Origin of the sequence: Exiguobacterium sp. s16, from assembly GCF_018618115.1 — a bacterium.
Taxonomy (GTDB): Bacteria; Bacillota; Bacilli; order Exiguobacteriales; family Exiguobacteriaceae; genus Exiguobacterium; species Exiguobacterium mexicanum_A.
Genome location: NZ_JACSLM010000001.1, coordinates 126794 through 142830 on the forward strand (window position 1 = coordinate 126794; position 16037 = coordinate 142830).

Annotated in this window: 18 protein-coding genes; 8 read left to right on the forward strand and 10 right to left on the reverse strand. The window is 55.1% G+C overall.

Annotation, left to right across the window (positions count from 1 at the left end; translation table 11 throughout):
- Positions 1 to 11 precede the first annotated feature (11 nt).
- Together KNP86_RS00685 and KNP86_RS00690 are read left to right on the forward strand one after the other, a co-directional pair.
- The gene (locus KNP86_RS00685; protein WP_214752443.1) at positions 12 to 599 is read left to right on the forward strand and encodes an SCO family protein; all 588 of its coding nucleotides are present in this window, start codon (positions 12 to 14) and stop codon (positions 597 to 599) included.
- 88 nt (positions 600 to 687) lie between these two features.
- Complete coding sequence (locus KNP86_RS00690) at positions 688 to 1782, forward strand: MBL fold metallo-hydrolase (RefSeq protein WP_251130392.1); 1095 nt, start codon at positions 688 to 690, stop codon at positions 1780 to 1782.
- A gap of 22 nt (positions 1783 to 1804) precedes the next feature.
- Here KNP86_RS00690 and KNP86_RS00695 read toward each other — a convergent pair whose 3' ends face one another.
- The 3 genes from KNP86_RS00695 to trhA all read right to left on the reverse strand — a co-directional run bounded on the left by KNP86_RS00695 (position 1805) and on the right by trhA (position 4546).
- Positions 1805 to 3022 (reverse strand): MFS transporter, encoded by a 1218-nt coding sequence (locus KNP86_RS00695; RefSeq protein WP_034776679.1) that lies wholly within the window; start codon positions 3020 to 3022, stop codon positions 1805 to 1807.
- A 97-nt stretch (positions 3023 to 3119) separates the two neighbouring features.
- Entirely contained in the window at positions 3120 to 3815 is a 696-nt protein-coding gene (locus KNP86_RS00700) for a DsbA family oxidoreductase (RefSeq protein ID WP_034776681.1), read from the reverse strand.
- 86 nt (positions 3816 to 3901) lie between these two features.
- The gene (trhA, locus tag KNP86_RS00705) at positions 3902 to 4546 is read right to left on the reverse strand and encodes a PAQR family membrane homeostasis protein TrhA (RefSeq protein ID WP_214752445.1); all 645 of its coding nucleotides are present in this window, start codon (positions 4544 to 4546) and stop codon (positions 3902 to 3904) included.
- Between the two features lie 125 nt (positions 4547 to 4671).
- Between trhA and KNP86_RS00710 the strand changes: the two genes are divergently transcribed.
- Entirely contained in the window at positions 4672 to 5196 is a 525-nt protein-coding gene (locus tag KNP86_RS00710) for a DUF1836 domain-containing protein (RefSeq protein WP_034776685.1), read from the forward strand.
- Between the two features lie 39 nt (positions 5197 to 5235).
- On the opposite strand, the gene KNP86_RS00715 is transcribed toward KNP86_RS00710, so the two are convergent.
- The 4 genes from KNP86_RS00715 to KNP86_RS00730 form a co-directional block, all read right to left on the reverse strand.
- Positions 5236 to 5514, reverse strand: a complete 279-nt coding sequence (locus KNP86_RS00715; RefSeq protein WP_034776686.1) for a hypothetical protein — start codon at positions 5512 to 5514, stop codon at positions 5236 to 5238.
- Positions 5515 to 5528: 14 nt separating this feature from the next.
- The gene (locus tag KNP86_RS00720) at positions 5529 to 6143 is read right to left on the reverse strand and encodes a PH domain-containing protein (protein WP_021066768.1); all 615 of its coding nucleotides are present in this window, start codon (positions 6141 to 6143) and stop codon (positions 5529 to 5531) included.
- 13 nt (positions 6144 to 6156) lie between these two features.
- The gene (locus tag KNP86_RS00725; RefSeq protein ID WP_214752447.1) at positions 6157 to 6990 is read right to left on the reverse strand and encodes an aldo/keto reductase; all 834 of its coding nucleotides are present in this window, start codon (positions 6988 to 6990) and stop codon (positions 6157 to 6159) included.
- Between the two features lie 63 nt (positions 6991 to 7053).
- Positions 7054 to 7965 carry an MBL fold metallo-hydrolase gene (locus KNP86_RS00730; RefSeq protein WP_214752449.1) on the reverse strand — a complete coding sequence of 304 codons (912 nt, stop codon included), beginning with the start codon at positions 7963 to 7965 and terminating at the stop codon, positions 7054 to 7056.
- A 365-nt stretch (positions 7966 to 8330) separates the two neighbouring features.
- Here KNP86_RS00730 and abc-f point away from each other — a divergent pair, with 365 nt between their 5' ends.
- The 3 genes from abc-f to KNP86_RS00745 all read left to right on the forward strand — a co-directional run bounded on the left by abc-f (position 8331) and on the right by KNP86_RS00745 (position 11841).
- Positions 8331 to 10025 (forward strand): ribosomal protection-like ABC-F family protein, encoded by a 1695-nt coding sequence (gene abc-f, locus KNP86_RS00735; protein WP_214752451.1) that lies wholly within the window; start codon positions 8331 to 8333, stop codon positions 10023 to 10025.
- Positions 10026 to 10037: 12 nt separating this feature from the next.
- The gene (locus KNP86_RS00740; RefSeq protein ID WP_214752453.1) at positions 10038 to 10814 is read left to right on the forward strand and encodes a hypothetical protein; all 777 of its coding nucleotides are present in this window, start codon (positions 10038 to 10040) and stop codon (positions 10812 to 10814) included.
- A gap of 115 nt (positions 10815 to 10929) precedes the next feature.
- On the forward strand, positions 10930 to 11841 hold the full coding sequence (locus tag KNP86_RS00745) for a cation diffusion facilitator family transporter (RefSeq protein ID WP_214752455.1): 912 nt from the start codon (positions 10930 to 10932) through the stop codon (positions 11839 to 11841).
- 43 nt (positions 11842 to 11884) lie between these two features.
- Here KNP86_RS00745 and KNP86_RS00750 read toward each other — a convergent pair whose 3' ends face one another.
- From KNP86_RS00750 to KNP86_RS00760, 3 genes are all read right to left on the reverse strand, one after another.
- Complete coding sequence (locus KNP86_RS00750; protein ID WP_034776693.1) at positions 11885 to 13024, reverse strand: zinc-dependent alcohol dehydrogenase; 1140 nt, start codon at positions 13022 to 13024, stop codon at positions 11885 to 11887.
- Between the two features lie 106 nt (positions 13025 to 13130).
- Positions 13131 to 13991 carry a metallophosphoesterase gene (locus tag KNP86_RS00755; protein WP_251130393.1) on the reverse strand — a complete coding sequence of 287 codons (861 nt, stop codon included), beginning with the start codon at positions 13989 to 13991 and terminating at the stop codon, positions 13131 to 13133.
- A gap of 90 nt (positions 13992 to 14081) precedes the next feature.
- Positions 14082 to 14495 (reverse strand): organic hydroperoxide resistance protein, encoded by a 414-nt coding sequence (locus KNP86_RS00760; RefSeq protein WP_021066776.1) that lies wholly within the window; start codon positions 14493 to 14495, stop codon positions 14082 to 14084.
- A gap of 118 nt (positions 14496 to 14613) precedes the next feature.
- On the opposite strand from KNP86_RS00760, the gene KNP86_RS00765 reads away from it, so the two are divergent.
- Both KNP86_RS00765 and KNP86_RS00770 read left to right on the forward strand, forming a co-directional pair.
- Complete coding sequence (locus KNP86_RS00765) at positions 14614 to 15060, forward strand: MarR family winged helix-turn-helix transcriptional regulator (protein ID WP_214752457.1); 447 nt, start codon at positions 14614 to 14616, stop codon at positions 15058 to 15060.
- Positions 15061 to 15080: 20 nt separating this feature from the next.
- Complete coding sequence (locus KNP86_RS00770) at positions 15081 to 16007, forward strand: CAP domain-containing protein (protein ID WP_214752459.1); 927 nt, start codon at positions 15081 to 15083, stop codon at positions 16005 to 16007.
- Positions 16008 to 16037 lie beyond the last annotated feature (30 nt).

Consider the following 16037-nt stretch of genomic DNA (forward strand, 5'->3'; position numbering starts at 1 on the left):
CAACGAAGGAGATGGAACGTGTGAAGAAATGGATGCTTTTTGGGCTGATCAGCCTCATGGTGGTGCTCGCTGCATGCGGCAACGAAATCGAAGACCCGCTCAACTGGGAGATCGAGTCGTTCAATTATATGAATCAAAATGAAGAGATGGTCAGTCTCGATGATTTGAAAGGGAAGGTATGGATGGCCGACTTCGTGTTCACAAACTGTGAGACGGTCTGTCCACCGATGACGTATAACATGACGAAACTCAATGAGGCGCTCGTCGAGGAAGGTGTCGAGGACGTCCAGTTCGTCTCGTTCAGCGTCGACCCGACCGTCGATACGCCAGATAAGATCAAAGATTTCATGGCCAACTATGATTTGGCGAAGGCCGACTGGCAGTTCTTGACGGGCTACTCGCAAGAAGAAATCGAGGCGTTCGCGCAACAGAATTTCAAGGCGCTCGTTCGTAAACCGTCAGAAGGTACGCAAGTCGATCACGGGACATCGTTCTATCTCGTCGACCAGGACGGGAAGATTATCAAAGTGTATCCTGGTTTCCAAGACGTACCGCTCGAGGATATCGTGAACGATATCAAGATTTTGCAGGAATCATGAGACGGCCAAGTGCCGTCTTTTTCTGTGTTCAAAAACAGGGGAATCGGCGCAGGTGCCGTATAATGAAAAGGTAGAGGAGTGGATAGAATTGAAGAAGACGCTATTATTTTCATTGATGGGTATGGCCGCCGTGATGGGGACCGTGCTCACACAATATAAACCGCTCGGCAAAAAGCCGAAAGCGCTCCGGTCGCCGAACCTCGTGAACGGTAAGTTTCGGAATCAGATCGAGACGCCGATGCGGTTCTCATCGGACGACATGATCTCGATGTCGAAGGAATACTTGAACCCGGACTCGCTCCGGAAACCGAGCGAGCGGTTGCCGGTCGTCCCGATCGACTTCAGCGAGAAACTCGGCTCGAGCTTCACCCGCATCTATTGGCTCGGCCATTCGGCGATGCTCGTCCAAATGGACGGCAAGACGATGCTCGTCGACCCGATGTTCGGCCGGAGCCCGTCGCCGCTTCCGTTCGCGAAGAACGAGCGGTTCAGCGAGGATTTGCCGTTCGAGCTCCACGACCTACCGGACATCGATGTCGTCTTGCTCACGCACGACCATTATGATCATTTGGACTATGCGACGATTCAAGTGATCAAAGACAAGGTCGCCGTCTTCATCGTCCCGCTCGGTGTCGGCAGCCATTTGAAACGCTGGGGCGTCGGGGCGGAACGCATCGTCGAACGCGATTGGGGCGAGACGTACAACTTCGGTCCATGGACGTTCGTCTGTTCGCCGGCGCGGCACTTCTCGGGTCGCTCGCTCACCGACCGCAACGCGACGCTCTGGGCGTCATGGGTCGTGCTCGGCGAGACGGACCGCCTGTTCTTCAGCGGGGACGGCGGATATGGACCACACTTCAAGGAGATTGGTGATACATACGGACCGTTCGACTTCGCAGCGCTCGAGTGCGGACAATACGATGAGCGTTGGCCGGACGTGCACATGCAACCGCGTGAGACGGCACAGGCGTTCCGTGACGTGCGGGCCGACAAGATGCTCCCGATTCACTGGGGCGCGTTCACATTATCGTTCCATGCCTGGTTCGACCCAGCTGAGCAGATGGTGGGGCTCTTACCACGAGAGGACGTGCTCACGCCACGTATCGGTGAGCGGATCACGCTCGACGGACGGAACGACACGACCAACTGGTGGCGTGACATCGAAGACATGAACAAGCGGTGACCGAATTCGGTCACCGCTTTTGTCACGAAGAGAGGCGTTCGGCCTCGTCCGTTTCGATATGAAGTTTGTGTTTGCGCGTGTAGACGAGGAACGCACCCGTCATGAGGATCGAGCTGATCCCGAACAAGACGACCATGAGCTGTAAGCCGATCAAGTCGAGGAAGAAGCCAGTGACGAGCAACACGACTTGGAAGACGATTCGGTCGAGCATGTTCCGGAACGAGAAGAAACGTCCGTGATAGTCTTTCGGCATCCGTGTCTGGAAAATCGTCACGGCCGTCGGGAAGAAGCAGCCGACCGAGAAGCCGAACAAGACGAATGCGGCGATCGAGACGGCCGGGATGTCGGCGAAGTAAAGCATGAGCTGGGCGACCCCGATCAAAAACGAGAACGTGAACAAGATGGAGAACACGGAGAACTTCTCACCGATCCGTTTGATGAGGAACGCACCGACCATGAAGGCAATCCCTTCGGCCGTGTAAATCCATCCTTTGATCGCCGTCGAGTCTTGCAACTCGCTAATGTTGATGACGAGCAAGTTGAACCCGCCGATGAAGAGGAGCGGGATGAGCGTCATGACGAGCGTCATAAAGATGACCGGAATCGATTTGATGATCGGAAAGACGTCCTTGAACCCGCCGGACGACTTGGCGTCCACTTTCTTCGCAGACGGGACGGTCGTCTCGTCGATCTTCAAGAACCACGTCGCGACGGCGAGAAGCAGATAAGCGACAAGCGAGAGCGCGTAGACGTCACGGAGCGAGATGAGCGTGAGCAAGATGCCGGCGATGGCCGTCCCGATGACACGCGACAGCGTCGACACGTTCATATGCACCCCGTTCAAGGCGAGCAACTCCCGTTCTTTGACGATGAGCGGGATGGCCGCTTGGAGCGCCGGGAAGTAGAACGCGGCCGACCCTTGCAGGAAGACGAGGAAGACGACCATCCACAGCACGCTTCCCGTCTCGATGGCGACGAACATGAACAGGACGCTCAGCGCCCGGACAATACTTGAGATGAGCATGATTTTCTTTTTCGAGCCTTGGTCGGTGAGACGGCCGGCGAGCGGCCCGATGGCGACCCCGGCGAGCAATCCGCCAGCGAGGATGAGCGCCTTGACGAAGTCAGACGGCACTTTCTCCTGCATGAACTCCAAGTTGCCGATGATGCCGAGCCAAAGCCCGAGACCGGCGACGAACTCCCCGGTCAAGATGATCCAGACGTTGCGATTTTTCCACATATGGTTAAGTCCTCGATTCTTATTAGCTAATAATAATTATCCTTCAGAACGATTTAGAAAGCTACAAAAAAGAAGCCGGGATTCGGCTTCTTTCAAATCAGATATCGCAGTTGTCGTCCGTGCACGTCGCACCGCCTGAGAGCACTTGAAGCGTCGGTGCCGATTCGGCCCACGTCTTCTCAAGCACTTGTGTGAACGCCTCGGTCGGTTGCGCACCAGAGACGCCATATTTTCCGTCAAAGACGAAGAACGGGACGCCGGTGATGCCGAGGTCGCTTGCACGCTTCTCTTCAGCGCGAACGTCTTCCGTGTATACGTCTGAAGCGAGCACGTCTTTCACGGCGTCAGCATCGAGTCCGACACTTGTCGCGATCTCGACGAGGACGTCGTGGTCGCCGATATGTTTCGCATCAACGAAATACGCCTTGAGGAGCGCTTCTGACAATGCTTTCTCTTTTCCGACCGTCTTCGCATAGTGCGTCAACCGGTGCGAGTCGAGTGTGCCCGTGACGACCATGTTGTCGAAATCGTACTCAAGTCCGACGGTGCGGGCCTGGGCGGCGACTTGTGCCGTCGTACCTTTTGCCTGCTCGAGCGGCATGCTGTATTTCTTCGCGAGTGCTTCGTAAATCGAACGCGAGTCGGTCGTCGGGGCGTTCGGGTCGAGCTCGAAACTCTTGAACTCCACTTCGACGTTGTCCGCGTGCGGGAACTGTTCGAGCGCCTCTTCTAGACGGCGCTTGCCGATATAACAGAACGGGCAGACATAGTCTGACCAAACTTCAATTTTCATATTTAATCCCTCCTACAGTCAGTGTAGGATGTCTTGAATTTGAAGTAAATGAATGTGCTCACGAAATAAGCCCTCACGAGGAGGACTTAAAAGACGTACCAGAACACGCAAACGAAGTGGGCGAAACTGCCGAACAAGATGAACAAATGGAACACCTCGTGGAAGCCCCAACCGCGCCAGTTGACGAACTTCGGCTTGAAGCCGTAGATGAGCCCGCCAATCGTGTACATGAAACCGCCAAGCAATAGCCAAAAGATGCCGGCGTTGCCGATGACGTCATGAAGCGGTCCGATGAAGAACACCGATAACCAGCCCATGCCGATATAAAGTGCCGTCGACAAGAAGCGTGGCGCGTGGAACCAGACGAGCTTGAAGATGATGCCGAACAAGGCGAGCGCGTGGACGGTGCCGAACAACACCCAACGTGTCGGTCCCTCAAGCGCAAGCAACGTGAGCGGGGCGTATGTCCCGGCGATCAAGGCGTAAATCATCGCATGATCGATTCTCCGGAAAAAGGCGATGACTTTCGGCGAGGCGATGATGCTGTGGTACAGGCCGGACGACAAATAGAGGAAGACGAGGCTAATCCCAAACAAGATCGCAGCCATGATGGCGAGCGGCGACCCGAGCAGAGACGCTTTCACCGTCATCGCAATCAACGCGATGAACGCGAGCACGGCCCCGGCCAAATGGGTCAGTGCATTAATCGGTTCCCGAAAAATCGAATTCATGTAAAAACACTCCTTATCACGTCATGTAGTATCCATAACTACATGATAAGCTGTATACGGAAGAACAACAAGGTTTTTGTTTCGACAAATTGAGTTTGTCCGTATACTGAAGGGGAGGTGATTCGATGAAACCGCACGAGATTGTAGAGACGGAAGGGACGTTGCCGAAACAGGTGCTCCCGACGATCGACTTATATATGGACCAAGTCATCCAGCTGTTCGAGCAACATTACGGCAAGATGAAACGAAGCGACGATGAGACGATTTTGACGAAGACGATGATCAACAACTACGCCAAGGGCAAGTTGTTCCATCCTGTCAAAAACAAGAAATACACGAACGAGCACTTGATGTTGCTCAGCCTGATTTACGAGATGAAAGGATTGCTCTCGATCAATGACATCAAAGAGACGCTCCGGCCGTTGAACGAGTCGGACGAAGGTTTCTCGCTCGAGGACTTCTATGACGCGTACCAGGTTCAGAAAGAGCAGAACATGCAGGCGTTCGAGGCGCAAGCCGAGACGCTCCTCGCCAACGTGCGCACGAACGAGACGAACGGCATCCAACAGTCGCTCGCCATCGCCTCGGCCGTCCATATGAGCCACTTGTTCCAACGGCTCGCTGAACAGTTGATTGATGAAGGCAAATAAAAATGTCCCCTAGAATCCGATTGGAGTCTAGGGGACATTTCATTTCAGACGATCGCGTTCGAAGCGCTCACCTTTGTTGTACAGTTTGATGACAAGAAGTGGTGCTGCATAACTGATGGTCACGAGAACGAGTAGCGTCCAGAAGAGATTATAATCCAACATGAGACGCTCATACGCAAACGATAACAACAAGATGACAGCGATATGAATTACCGGGTGGAGGTGCCGGAACAAGGCGTTGAGCACACTACTGATGAATACAGTCAAAATTACGAGCATGAACAAGCCGAACGCAATCAACAGCCACATGTAATCCATAAGTCACCGCCTGGTTAATTATTGATGTACTTCTCGAACACGTCACCGAAGTCTTTGCGGTTCCACTCGTGATAGTGACCTTTGAGCCAGTCGAAGCTTTGTTCGTTCAATTCCTTGAACGTCGACGCCACGTTCATGTCGCCTTGGCGGAGCCCGCTCAAGATCGACACCGAGTGCGTGAGTGACGCGTTGGCATACTCCATCATCTTCCGGCCTTCACGTTGCTTCTCAGCGATGGCGAGGAGCGATTTGTACAAGTCTTTCACATGCTCGATTTGTTTCTTGTTCACGTCGATCGAGTACGGCTTGTCGCCGATGGTGAACTTGATCTCGACGTCCATGTCGACCGTACCGGCCGTCTCGAACATGACGTTATTCAATGGGAAATGGGCGTAAGGATAACGGTACAAGACGCGTTTCGAACTCATCGCACTCGTTCCGTCGAGGTGGATCATCGCCAAGTTTGTGAAGCAGTACTCGTCCGATTTCGATTTGATCAAGAAATAAATCTTCTCGTTGTCCTCATGCAGGACGTAATCATCCGAATCCGCTTTATCGAAATCTTTCGGGTCGATGACTTCGCCGATATCGCTGAAGCCCGTCAAATCAGAAGCTAGTTTTTTGAACATGTACAATCTCTCCTCAGTAGTGGATTTTGTGCATCTCGTTCGGGTCAGACCCGGTCCGCTCGTCGCGGTTGAGTCCATCGATCGCGTGCATCTCTTCTTTCGTCAACGTGAAGTCGAATACCTCTATATTCTCGCGAATCCGGCTCGGCGTGACCGATTTCGGGATGACGGCGACGCCGTTCTGCAAGTGCCAACGCAAGATGACTTGAGCCGGCGACTTCCCGTACTTATCAGCGATCTCGGTGATGACCGGGTCCTCGAGCGCCTCACGCCCTTTCATGAGCGGGCTCCACGCCTGGATTTGAATATCGTACCGCTGGCAGAAAGCGATCAATTCTTTTTGGGACAAGTATGGGTGGATCTCGACTTGGTTCACCGCCGGTACGATCGAGCATGACTGGATGATCTGTTCAAGGTGGCTGATCTCAAAGTTCGAGACCCCGATAGCCCGAACCTTGCCTTCCTCATACAACTGTTCGAGCGCTTTATACGTCTCGACGAACTTGCCGAAGCGCGGCATCGGCCAGTGAATCAAGAACAAGTCGACATATTCGAGCCCGAGCCGGTCGAGGCTATCTTGGAACGCTTGGAGTGCCTCGTCATAGCCGTGGAACTCGTTCCACAGTTTCGTCGTCACGAAGATGTCTTCCCGCGGGACGCTTGACTCGCGAATCGCTTGGCCGACGCTCTCCTCGTTTTGATAGATGGCCGCCGTGTCGATTAACCGATAGCCGGCATCAAGCGCCGCTTTGACCGTGTCGACCGTGACCGCACCGTCTTCCACTTTGTACACGCCGAGTCCGAGCATCGGCAGTTTCACATCATTGTTGAGTGTTGTCCATTCCATAAATTGATTCCCTCCCTCTCACCTCTTACGTTACCGAAATTTGGACAGAAGTGAAAGCGAAAGCTACAGCCGAATACTTTCGCCGTGCGCCTTGATCACGATTTGGTCACGTTCAAGCTTTGCCGCGGCGACGAGTCGCTCATACGGCTCTTCGACCGGTTCATACGACAAGACGAACGTGTCCCAATGCATCGGGAAGAAACGCTTCGCGCCGCTCTGTTTGAACATTGTCCATGCCTGCTCCGGGGTGCAGTGCGCTTCCTCGAACGACTCGGGTTGATAGGCGCCGATCGGGAAAAAGGCGAGGTCGATCGGCTCTTTGTTCGCGAGCCCGTTGAACGATTCGGTGTACGCCGTATCCCCGGCGAACAGCATGCGAACGCCTTTATATTTCAAGACGTAGCCGTTATAGCCCATATGTTTGTCCCATGGGAAACGATTGCCCCAGTGGGCGACAGGGATCGCTTGGACGTGGAGCCCGTTCGCGAGCGTCAATTTGTCGTGTGGGTGCATCTCGAGCGTCTGTAAGCTCGGATATTTACGTAACAGTTTGCTCGTGCCTGGAGCCGAGATGACGACCGTATCGCGGGTGATCAGCCGCTTCAGGCTCTTATGGTCGAAGTGGTCCATATGGGCGTGACTGAGCAAGATGACGTCGACGTGCCCGATCTCCTCGATCAAGAGGGCGGGGGCGGTATGGCGTTTCATCCCGAACGTGACCGGGCCGACGTGGACCCCAATCCGGTTCGAGAACACCGGATCGGTCAAAATCTTTAATCCGTACCAATGGATGAGCACGGTCGAATGGCCGACCCAGGTGGCACCGACCATCGTCTCATCGAACGAGGCGAGGTCCGGCTTGACCGTCGGGACTTTGAAGGCGGGGCGAGGCAGTCTTTGTTTGAATCGTGTATATAAGAACGTACCGACGCTCGCTAGGACAGCGCTCGGGACGAGTAGGTTTCGTAATTTCATGGCAGTCACCTCATCATCTAAGTTGGTTTAATCATACCGCTCGCGTGACGCGCTTGCATCCGCCGGAAGGTGTAGAAAAAATGGGAGATTGTGGGGCACCTCTTGCGAATCCGCTTTCAATTTGGTACGGTTGCAATAACTTAGGAAAGGAAGGTACATCGTGCCATGAAAAAGTCACACGCCCTCAACTGATGAAACGAATCATCACTGTTCGCACGAACAGTTACGGGTGAAGTGTGTCCAATTTCAGGCTACGGGGGTAACCCTTCTTTCCGCTTGACCGGAGCTCTTCACACCATCGCTTTTGAGCGGATGGTGTTTTTTTGTTTCATCGCGTATCCGAACAATTAGCGAGGTGAAACAATATGTTATCAATCCAACAAGTCCGGTTCGACCACGACCGGCAACCATTATTCGACAACGTCTCGTTCGACGTGGCGGCAGCAGAACGGGCCATCTTATTCGGACAGAACGGGTCCGGCAAGACGACGCTGTTCAAGCTGCTTATCGGCGAGCTGACCCCGCAGGCAGGCACGATCGACGTCTTAGGTTCGGTCGGTGTCGTCGAACAGACGGTGTTTGACGGAGAAGAGACTGCGCTTGACTACGTCATGCAAGGCGACCCGCAGCGCTATCCGCTCTACATGGATGTCACATCAGGTGACACGGCGCGCGTGCTTGAAGCATACGACGAGGCGCTCGCAACTGACGCCTTCGGACTCGAAACCGAAGCGAGACGAGCGCTCAAACGGCTCGGTCTCGACGCACAGGACTCAATCCGGCTCCGAGAGTTGAGCGGCGGTGAACAGACACGGGCCCAACTTGCTCGGCTCACGATGCGACATGTCGATATCGTCCTGCTCGACGAGCCGACGAACCATCTCGATGTCGACTCAATCGAGTGGCTGACGCGCTGGGTGAACGAATTTCCGGGTACGGTGCTCGCCATCTCCCACGACCGTCAGTTCATCGACGATGTCGCGACGGTCATCCTTGAGTTAGATGAAGGGAAAGTCGTCCGCTATCCTGGCAACTACACGGCCTATAAACACCAGAAGGCCGAGGAACGGGTACGCGATGAGCGAGCCCATGCCCGCTACGTAGCGCGGAAGTCGGAGCTGCTCGATATGATCGCCCAATATAAGGGCTGGCATTTGAAAGCGAAAGCGACGGCGAGCGTACGGAGTCCCGGCGCGCAAAAAGGCGCGGCGAACCTAGCCGTCAAAATGAAGGCAAGGGAACGTAAGCTCGAGCAACTCGAAGGTTCTCGGCCCGATCGCCCGAAAGACGCGGCCCACGTCTCCGTCCGTTTCCAAGCCGACCCGCTCGAGGCGAAGACGTGGATCACGGTCGACGACGTCTCGTTCGGTTACGAGGAACCCCTCTTTGAGCACCTCTCGTTCACGGTGAACCGGGGTGACCGCATCTCCATCGTCGGTCCGAACGGAAGTGGGAAGACGACGCTTTTGAAACTATTGATCGGCGAACTCGCACCGGAGGCAGGGGACATCAAACGTCACCCGAAACTGAAGGTTGGCTATTTCTCGCAGACGCTTGCGCAATTGCCGAAGGGAGGGACGTTGCTCGACGCACTCCTCGCCGAGAGTGACATCACAGAGACGGAGGCACGGACGCTTTTGGCGCACTTCTTATTCCGCCGCGATGAGGTGTATAAGCCGATCCGTGACGCGAGCATGGGGGAGAAGTGCCGCATCGCCTTCCTCATCCTCTACTTCTCGGATGCGGATTTGCTCGCGCTCGATGAGCCGACGAACTATTTGGATGTGGCGACGCGAGAACAAATCGAGGCCGCACTCGACGTGTATCGGGGCGGGTTGATCCTTATCTCGCACGACCGGACGTTCCATCGATTGACGGACCGGACGATCGAGCTCGGAAAGACGGTACGCGTCCTTGAGTCTGGTGATACAAAACCGCCGGTCGACGTCGACGCGACGCTCCGGACGCTCGAGACGTTGACGAGCGAGCCGCAAATTTTCTTCGACGAGGCAGGAAACGGGATCCCCCTTGCCGAATCGGAGAAGGGACGAAACAAATAGGGGTGGAAGAACATGAAAGAAGAAGTACGGGTATCACGGGCAGCGTCACGGAAACGGAAACGGTTTTGGCAATCAGCGACAGTGGTGTTGTTGATCGCCTCGCTCATCGGCGTCATCGCTTTCGCGGCGCTCATGGACTCGAAGAAGTCGGCGTTGCCGGAGACGGACGACATCGCGACCGAATCGGTCAACAGTGAGACGGAAGCGACAAAGGAGACCGAGGCGGAAGCAGAGGCTGACGAGACCGACGGGGTGTTCGTCTATATCGCGGCGCCGTATACGAAAGTGTTCGCCGATGACCGGGTGACGGTCATCTATGAGGCCGACCTCGGCGACCGTTTCGAACAACTCGAGGCCGTCAGTGGTTTCGTCAAGCTCCAATTGAACGAGCGGACGATCGGTTGGGTGACGGAAGCGCAAGTGACGAAAGAAGCGACGAGTGTCTCGGACGAAGATGTGACCGCGGCCTGGAAAACGGTCGTCCCTACGGCCGACCCGGCGACGCTTGAATGGCTCGGACAAGATATCTCGAGCGTCCGCGCCACGCTCGGTGCCCCGAAAGTCGTCCAGCGTGACCAAGTGAACGAATATCATTTCTATGACGGTTTCTTCTTGATGGTGCGTGACCAGCAGGTGAAGGCGATCGACTGGGACCGCCAAGCGGTCGCGACGCCTGATATGACGGCGACGAGCAGTCAAAGCGCCGGCAGTTGGTATGAGGGCGAGACGCGACAATTGAAGTTGTTCCCATATGACGGGGTCATGCGGGTCCGGCTCGAACAAAAATAATTACAATCGTCGAGAGGACATCCCTTTCGACGATTGTTTTTTATGTATTCATTCAAACGTACGTTTGAATGTTAAAGGAGAAAGGTATAGAATGAAAGGGAGAGGAGGGGATGGTATGGGTGCACATCACGATCACCACGGACATGACCACCATCATCACCATACGACGAACCAACGGGCATTATTCTGGTCGTTCGTCCTGATTGCGACGTTCATGGTCGTCGAGGTCATCGGCGGATTATGGACGAACAGTTTGGCGCTCTTGTCGGATGCGGGCCACATGCTCAGTGACGCAGCCGCGCTCGGTCTCAGTTTTCTCGCCGTTCGGTTCGGGGCACGGCAGGCGACGCCTGAGCGCACGTTCGGCTATCGACGGTTCGAGATTTTGGCGGCGTTCGTCAACGGATTGACGCTACTCGTCATATCCATCTACATCATCATCGAGGCGTATCAGCGCTTGTTCGCCCCACCTGAGATTTCGAGCGGGGGCATGCTCACGGTCGCCATCATCGGACTGCTCGTCAACCTACTCGCGGCCTGGCTGCTCATGCGGGGGGAACGTGACAACTTGAACGTCCGCAGTGCACTGTTGCACGTGTTCGGCGATTTGCTCGGCTCGGTCGGTGCCATCACGGCGGCCGTATTGATCATGGCGTTCGGTTGGACGCTTGCCGACCCGATCGCGAGTCTGTTCGTCGCTGTCCTGATTTTATTGAGCGGCTACCGCGTGACGCGGGAGGCGATCCATATTTTGATGGAAGGGACACCCGACCAAATCGACGTCGTGGCGATGCAACGTGAACTCGGTGGCGTCGATGGCGTCAAAGAAGTCCATGACTTACATGTCTGGTCAATCTCATCGAACGAATTCGCCGTCACGTGCCACGTCTTGATCGAGGTGGACACGGACGACCAGCGCGTCTTGCGTGAGGTGACGAAACGAATCCGAGAGTTCGCCACGTTCGAGCGTTCGACCGTTCAAATCGAACGGGAAGCACAATGTTGCGAAGAACGGACGATCTGGTAAATGAAGAAGCGGTCCCTGACATCTGTCGGGGACCGCTTGTTCGTTATGGTTTCAAGACGACTTTGACGCAGTCGTCGAGATGATCATTAAAGATTTTGTAGGCGTCGGCCGCTTGTTCGAGCGGCAAGCGGTGCGTGATGATGTCGGTCGGGTCGAACTTCTTGTCGACGATCATTTGGAACAGCTCGGGCATATAATGGATGACCGGGGCTTGTCCGGTCTTCAATGTGACGTTGCGTGTGAAGAAGTCGCCCATCGGGAACTGGTTGTAGTTCATCGGATAGACGCCGGTCAATTGGACGATACCGAACTTACGGACGGCTTCTTTGGCGACTTTGATGGCGCTGAGCGTGCCACCTTGGACCATGAGTTTCTGCTCGACTTTCTCGATCGGTGATTTCTTCCCGTCAATCCCGACACAGTCGACGACGATATCGGCGCCGCCACCCGTGATCTCGCGGATGTATTTGCCGGTCTCGACCGGGTCTTTCAACAGGACGGTCTCGACGTTGTTCGACAGCTTGGCCCGATTCAACCGATAGATTTCGGGATCGACGGCGATGACACGTTTCGCGCCGCGCACCCAGGCGAGCTTTTGCGTCATCAGACCGACCGGCCCCGACCCGAGGACGACGACCGTGTCGCCGGCCTTCATACCCGCGTTGTCTAGACTCCACCACGCCGTCGGGATGACGTCCGATAAGAACAGGAGCGCCTCGTCATCGAGCTCACACGACTCCGGAATGACGAGCGGCATGAAGTTTCCATATGGCACTTTTAAGTACTCGGCTTGACCGCCGGGATGGTTCCCGAACTGTTCGGTGTAACCGAACAACCCGCCGGCGTCGGTGTGCGGGGCATGGTTCGAGTTGTCGCACTGGCTCTCCATGTCGTTCTCACAATAGAAGCAATGGCCGCACGAGACGTTGAACGGCAAGACGACGCGGTCGCCTTTTTTGACTTTTGTCACGTCCGGTCCGACTTCTTCGACGATGCCCATCGGTTCGTGCCCGATGATGAATCCGTGTCGGGTCGGCATGTTGCCCTGATAGATGTGCAGGTCCGACCCGCAGATGGCCGTCGATGTGATCTTGACAATAATCTCTTCCCGATTCTCAATCTCCGGATCTTTCACATCCTTGACCTCAATGTTCTTCGTTCCTTGATAGGTAACAGCACGCATATGTCCACTTCCTCCTTTTTTCGAAAACAGGTAAGTCACAACATGGATACTGTACCCGCACACGGTGCATGCGAATCCGATTTTTGGGGAAAATAGGAAAAGGGGCTCACTGAGGAGCCCCGGTCCCAGCGACGTCGATGACGACGATCTCTGGTGGGTTGAACACGCGCGGTACGCTGACGCTGTAGTTGAAGCCGCGACCGATGACGTGGGTGAACGTCTCGTGCTCATACAGACCGCCGGCATACTTCGGGAAGAAGCCTTGGTCCGGCGCGTACAGCCCGTTCAATAAATAGGGAATTCGAACCTGTCCGCCGTGGGCATGGCCTGACAGGACGAGGTCAAACGGTAAGGCGGCGTACGTCTCGACCTGCTCGGCCCGATGTGATAAGAGCAGACTGAACGCTGTCTCCGTGTCGACATCACCGAGTGAGATCAATGCCGTCTCTTCCCAGCTGCCGTGGATGTTTTCCGTATACGTCCGCAATGGGTCCTCGAGTCCGCCGACGAGGACGTCGACGCCGTTGACATTGATCGACGCGGTCTCGTTCTCGAGCACGGTCACGCCATAGGAGCGAAATACGTCCTTGACGTCGTGGCGGACGAAATCGTCCGAGCCGTCGATCTCATGATTGCCGGTCACGAAATACATCGGCGCAATCCCTTGTAGCCCCTCGATCAATTCGAATGAGGCGTCGGGGGAGCGGAAGCGGTCGAGGATATCACCGGGCAGGGCGATCAAATCCGGTGCTTGGTCCCGTACTTTGTCGATCAAGACGCGCTGGTCGTCCCCGTACGAGTAGCCGTGTAAGTCCGACAGCAGGACGACTCGGAACGATTGTCCTGCCTCGAGCTTGTCCGACTCGACCGCATAATTGCGGACGGTCAGGCCGTTATAGAAGGCGGCGAGAAGAAACGCGACCCCGAGGCCGAACGTCACATATTTTCGTTTTCCTTTGAACATCATCCGCCTCCTCTCCTTGTCTATCGTTCCTTCATTCTACTCCGTAGAGTAGGGAGACGCAAAAAAAAGCCCGCTCGGAAGCGGGCCATCGAATTATGCTGCTTTGGCAGTCAACTTGACGTCGACGTTGCCGCGTGTCGCTTTCGAGTACGGGCAAACTTGGTGTGCCGCTTCGACGAGACGTTCCGCCGTCGCTTGATCCACACCTTTGATCTCGACTTCGAGTTCGACCGAGATGAAGAAGCCTTCATCGTCTTGGTTGAGCGTCACGTGTCCTGTGACGTTCGTGCCATCTGTTTTAATACGTTCTTTGCCGATAACGAGGTTCAAGGCGCTACCGAAACATGCCGCGTAACCCGCTGCGAAGAGTTGCTCCGGGTTCGTCGCTTCGTCCGCGTGTTTTGAGCCAGGCATTGAGACGTTCAAGTCGATGACGCCGTCCGTCGATGTAACGCGACCTTCGCGGCCACCGATTGCAGTTGCTGAAGCTGTGAATAATGGTTTCATGATTCAATTCCTCCATTTCGTTTTTAGGCAATTAAGTTGTGCACAATCTAATTATAGGGCAGTCAAACAGATAAGCAAGTGATATGCTTGTCCTAAGACTATAGCCGGAGGAAATGACATGAAAAGTTCGTTAACATTAGAGCATCAGATTTGTTTTCAGCTCTATACCGCCTCGAAAGAATTAACGCGCCTGTATCGGCCGATTCTCGCGCCGCTCAAGCTGACGTATAGCCAGTACTTGGTCATGCTCGTCTTGTGGGAAGAGGACAATATCGACATGAAACAACTCGGCGACCGACTGACGCTCGACTCGGGCACGCTGTCGCCGCTCGTGAAACGATTGATTCAGCTCGATTACGTGGAGAAAGTCCGGGCGACCGACGACGAGCGTCGCGTCCTCTTATCCCTCACGCCGTCCGGTAGCGCACTGCGTGAGCAGGCCGAAGACGTACCGGTCAAAGTGAGTGGTATGCTGAATATAGATGAAGCGACGTACGTCGCTTATATGGAGATGCTCATCGATATCAAGACACGACTGCGTGACTTCGGTGAGCGACAGGAGTAGTTTTTTCGAAAGGAGACGCGATGTTTCGTAAACTAGTGATTCTATTGCTCGCGATCGGCATGTATGCGGCCTGGAAGTATGAAGTGCCGAACGTGTCGGCGCCGACGAGCGTTCAAGTGAAGTCGACGGAAGTGGCGGAAGAACAACAGGAACGTGCGACCGATGCGCCGCGCTTCACGAGCCAATACGCCGGGCATGACTGGTACTTGCTCGAGAAGGGCGGGGACCGGAGCCTCGAGTTGATCGATGACGACGGTTCGAAGAAAGGCCATTACCAGTTCGAGACGGGGAGCGTCTATGAAGGACTCGTCGTGGGTGAGACGACACGGCAACAAGTCGAGCAAATCGGTTTCGATGAGGTCAAGTCGTATAATAAGGGACTCAAACGCTATTTGATCCCGGACGACCCGTCATTCAACGTCTATGCGATCGACGACGACTATGTGACGCTCTTCTTCGATCAGCACGATGAGAACAAGTTAAAGGCCGTGCTCACTGTCGACCGGGACGTCGAGGAGTCGAGTGACGGCTATTATGGCGACGTGTCGGAAGACAATCTCGTCGCGAACGAACAATTGATGCGGATGCTCATGAACTGGGACCGTCAGAAGTTCGGATTGTCGGCGCTCGCTGACTACGAACCGCTGCTCCCGGTCGTGCGCGCCCATAGTGAGAACATGGCCCGCAACAACTTCTTCAGCCATACCGATCCCGAGGGCCGCGACCCGTTCGAGCGGATGAATGAGGCCGGCATCGCCTACTCCCTCGCCGGAGAGAACTTGGCGATGGGGCAGATGAGCGTCTTCCACGCCCACTGGGGACTCATGAATTCGCTCGGCCACCGGGAGAACATTTTGAAAGATGGCTTCACGCACGTGTCGGTCGGCCTCGTCTATAATGAAGAATCAAGTCCGTTCTACACGATCAACTTCATCACCCCACGCTAAAAAAAGGATGGCCCGCCGGATTTCGGTGGA

Bases quoted from the DNA above. Each gene is read 5' to 3' on its own strand.
- KNP86_RS00685 (WP_214752443.1), top strand. From the start codon at position 12: ATGGAACGTGTGAAGAAATGGATGCTTTTTGGGCTGATCAGCCTCATG.
- KNP86_RS00695 (WP_034776679.1), bottom strand. From the start codon at position 3,022: ATGTGGAAAAATCGCAACGTCTGGATCATCTTGACCGGGGAGTTCGTC.
- KNP86_RS00700 (WP_034776681.1), bottom strand. From the start codon at position 3,815: ATGAAAATTGAAGTTTGGTCAGACTATGTCTGCCCGTTCTGTTATATC.
- trhA (WP_214752445.1), bottom strand. From the start codon at position 4,546: ATGAATTCGATTTTTCGGGAACCGATTAATGCACTGACCCATTTGGCC.
- KNP86_RS00710 (WP_034776685.1), top strand. From the start codon at position 4,672: ATGAAACCGCACGAGATTGTAGAGACGGAAGGGACGTTGCCGAAACAG.
- KNP86_RS00715 (WP_034776686.1), bottom strand. From the start codon at position 5,514: ATGGATTACATGTGGCTGTTGATTGCGTTCGGCTTGTTCATGCTCGTA.
- KNP86_RS00720 (WP_021066768.1), bottom strand. From the start codon at position 6,143: ATGTTCAAAAAACTAGCTTCTGATTTGACGGGCTTCAGCGATATCGGC.
- KNP86_RS00725 (WP_214752447.1), bottom strand. From the start codon at position 6,990: ATGGAATGGACAACACTCAACAATGATGTGAAACTGCCGATGCTCGGA.
- KNP86_RS00730 (WP_214752449.1), bottom strand. From the start codon at position 7,965: ATGAAATTACGAAACCTACTCGTCCCGAGCGCTGTCCTAGCGAGCGTC.
- abc-f (WP_214752451.1), top strand. From the start codon at position 8,331: ATGTTATCAATCCAACAAGTCCGGTTCGACCACGACCGGCAACCATTA.
- KNP86_RS00740 (WP_214752453.1), top strand. From the start codon at position 10,038: ATGAAAGAAGAAGTACGGGTATCACGGGCAGCGTCACGGAAACGGAAA.
- KNP86_RS00745 (WP_214752455.1), top strand. From the start codon at position 10,930: ATGGGTGCACATCACGATCACCACGGACATGACCACCATCATCACCAT.
- KNP86_RS00750 (WP_034776693.1), bottom strand. From the start codon at position 13,024: ATGCGTGCTGTTACCTATCAAGGAACGAAGAACATTGAGGTCAAGGAT.
- KNP86_RS00755 (WP_251130393.1), bottom strand. From the start codon at position 13,991: ATGATGTTCAAAGGAAAACGAAAATATGTGACGTTCGGCCTCGGGGTC.
- KNP86_RS00760 (WP_021066776.1), bottom strand. From the start codon at position 14,495: ATGAAACCATTATTCACAGCTTCAGCAACTGCAATCGGTGGCCGCGAA.
- KNP86_RS00765 (WP_214752457.1), top strand. From the start codon at position 14,614: ATGAAAAGTTCGTTAACATTAGAGCATCAGATTTGTTTTCAGCTCTAT.
- KNP86_RS00770 (WP_214752459.1), top strand. From the start codon at position 15,081: ATGTTTCGTAAACTAGTGATTCTATTGCTCGCGATCGGCATGTATGCG.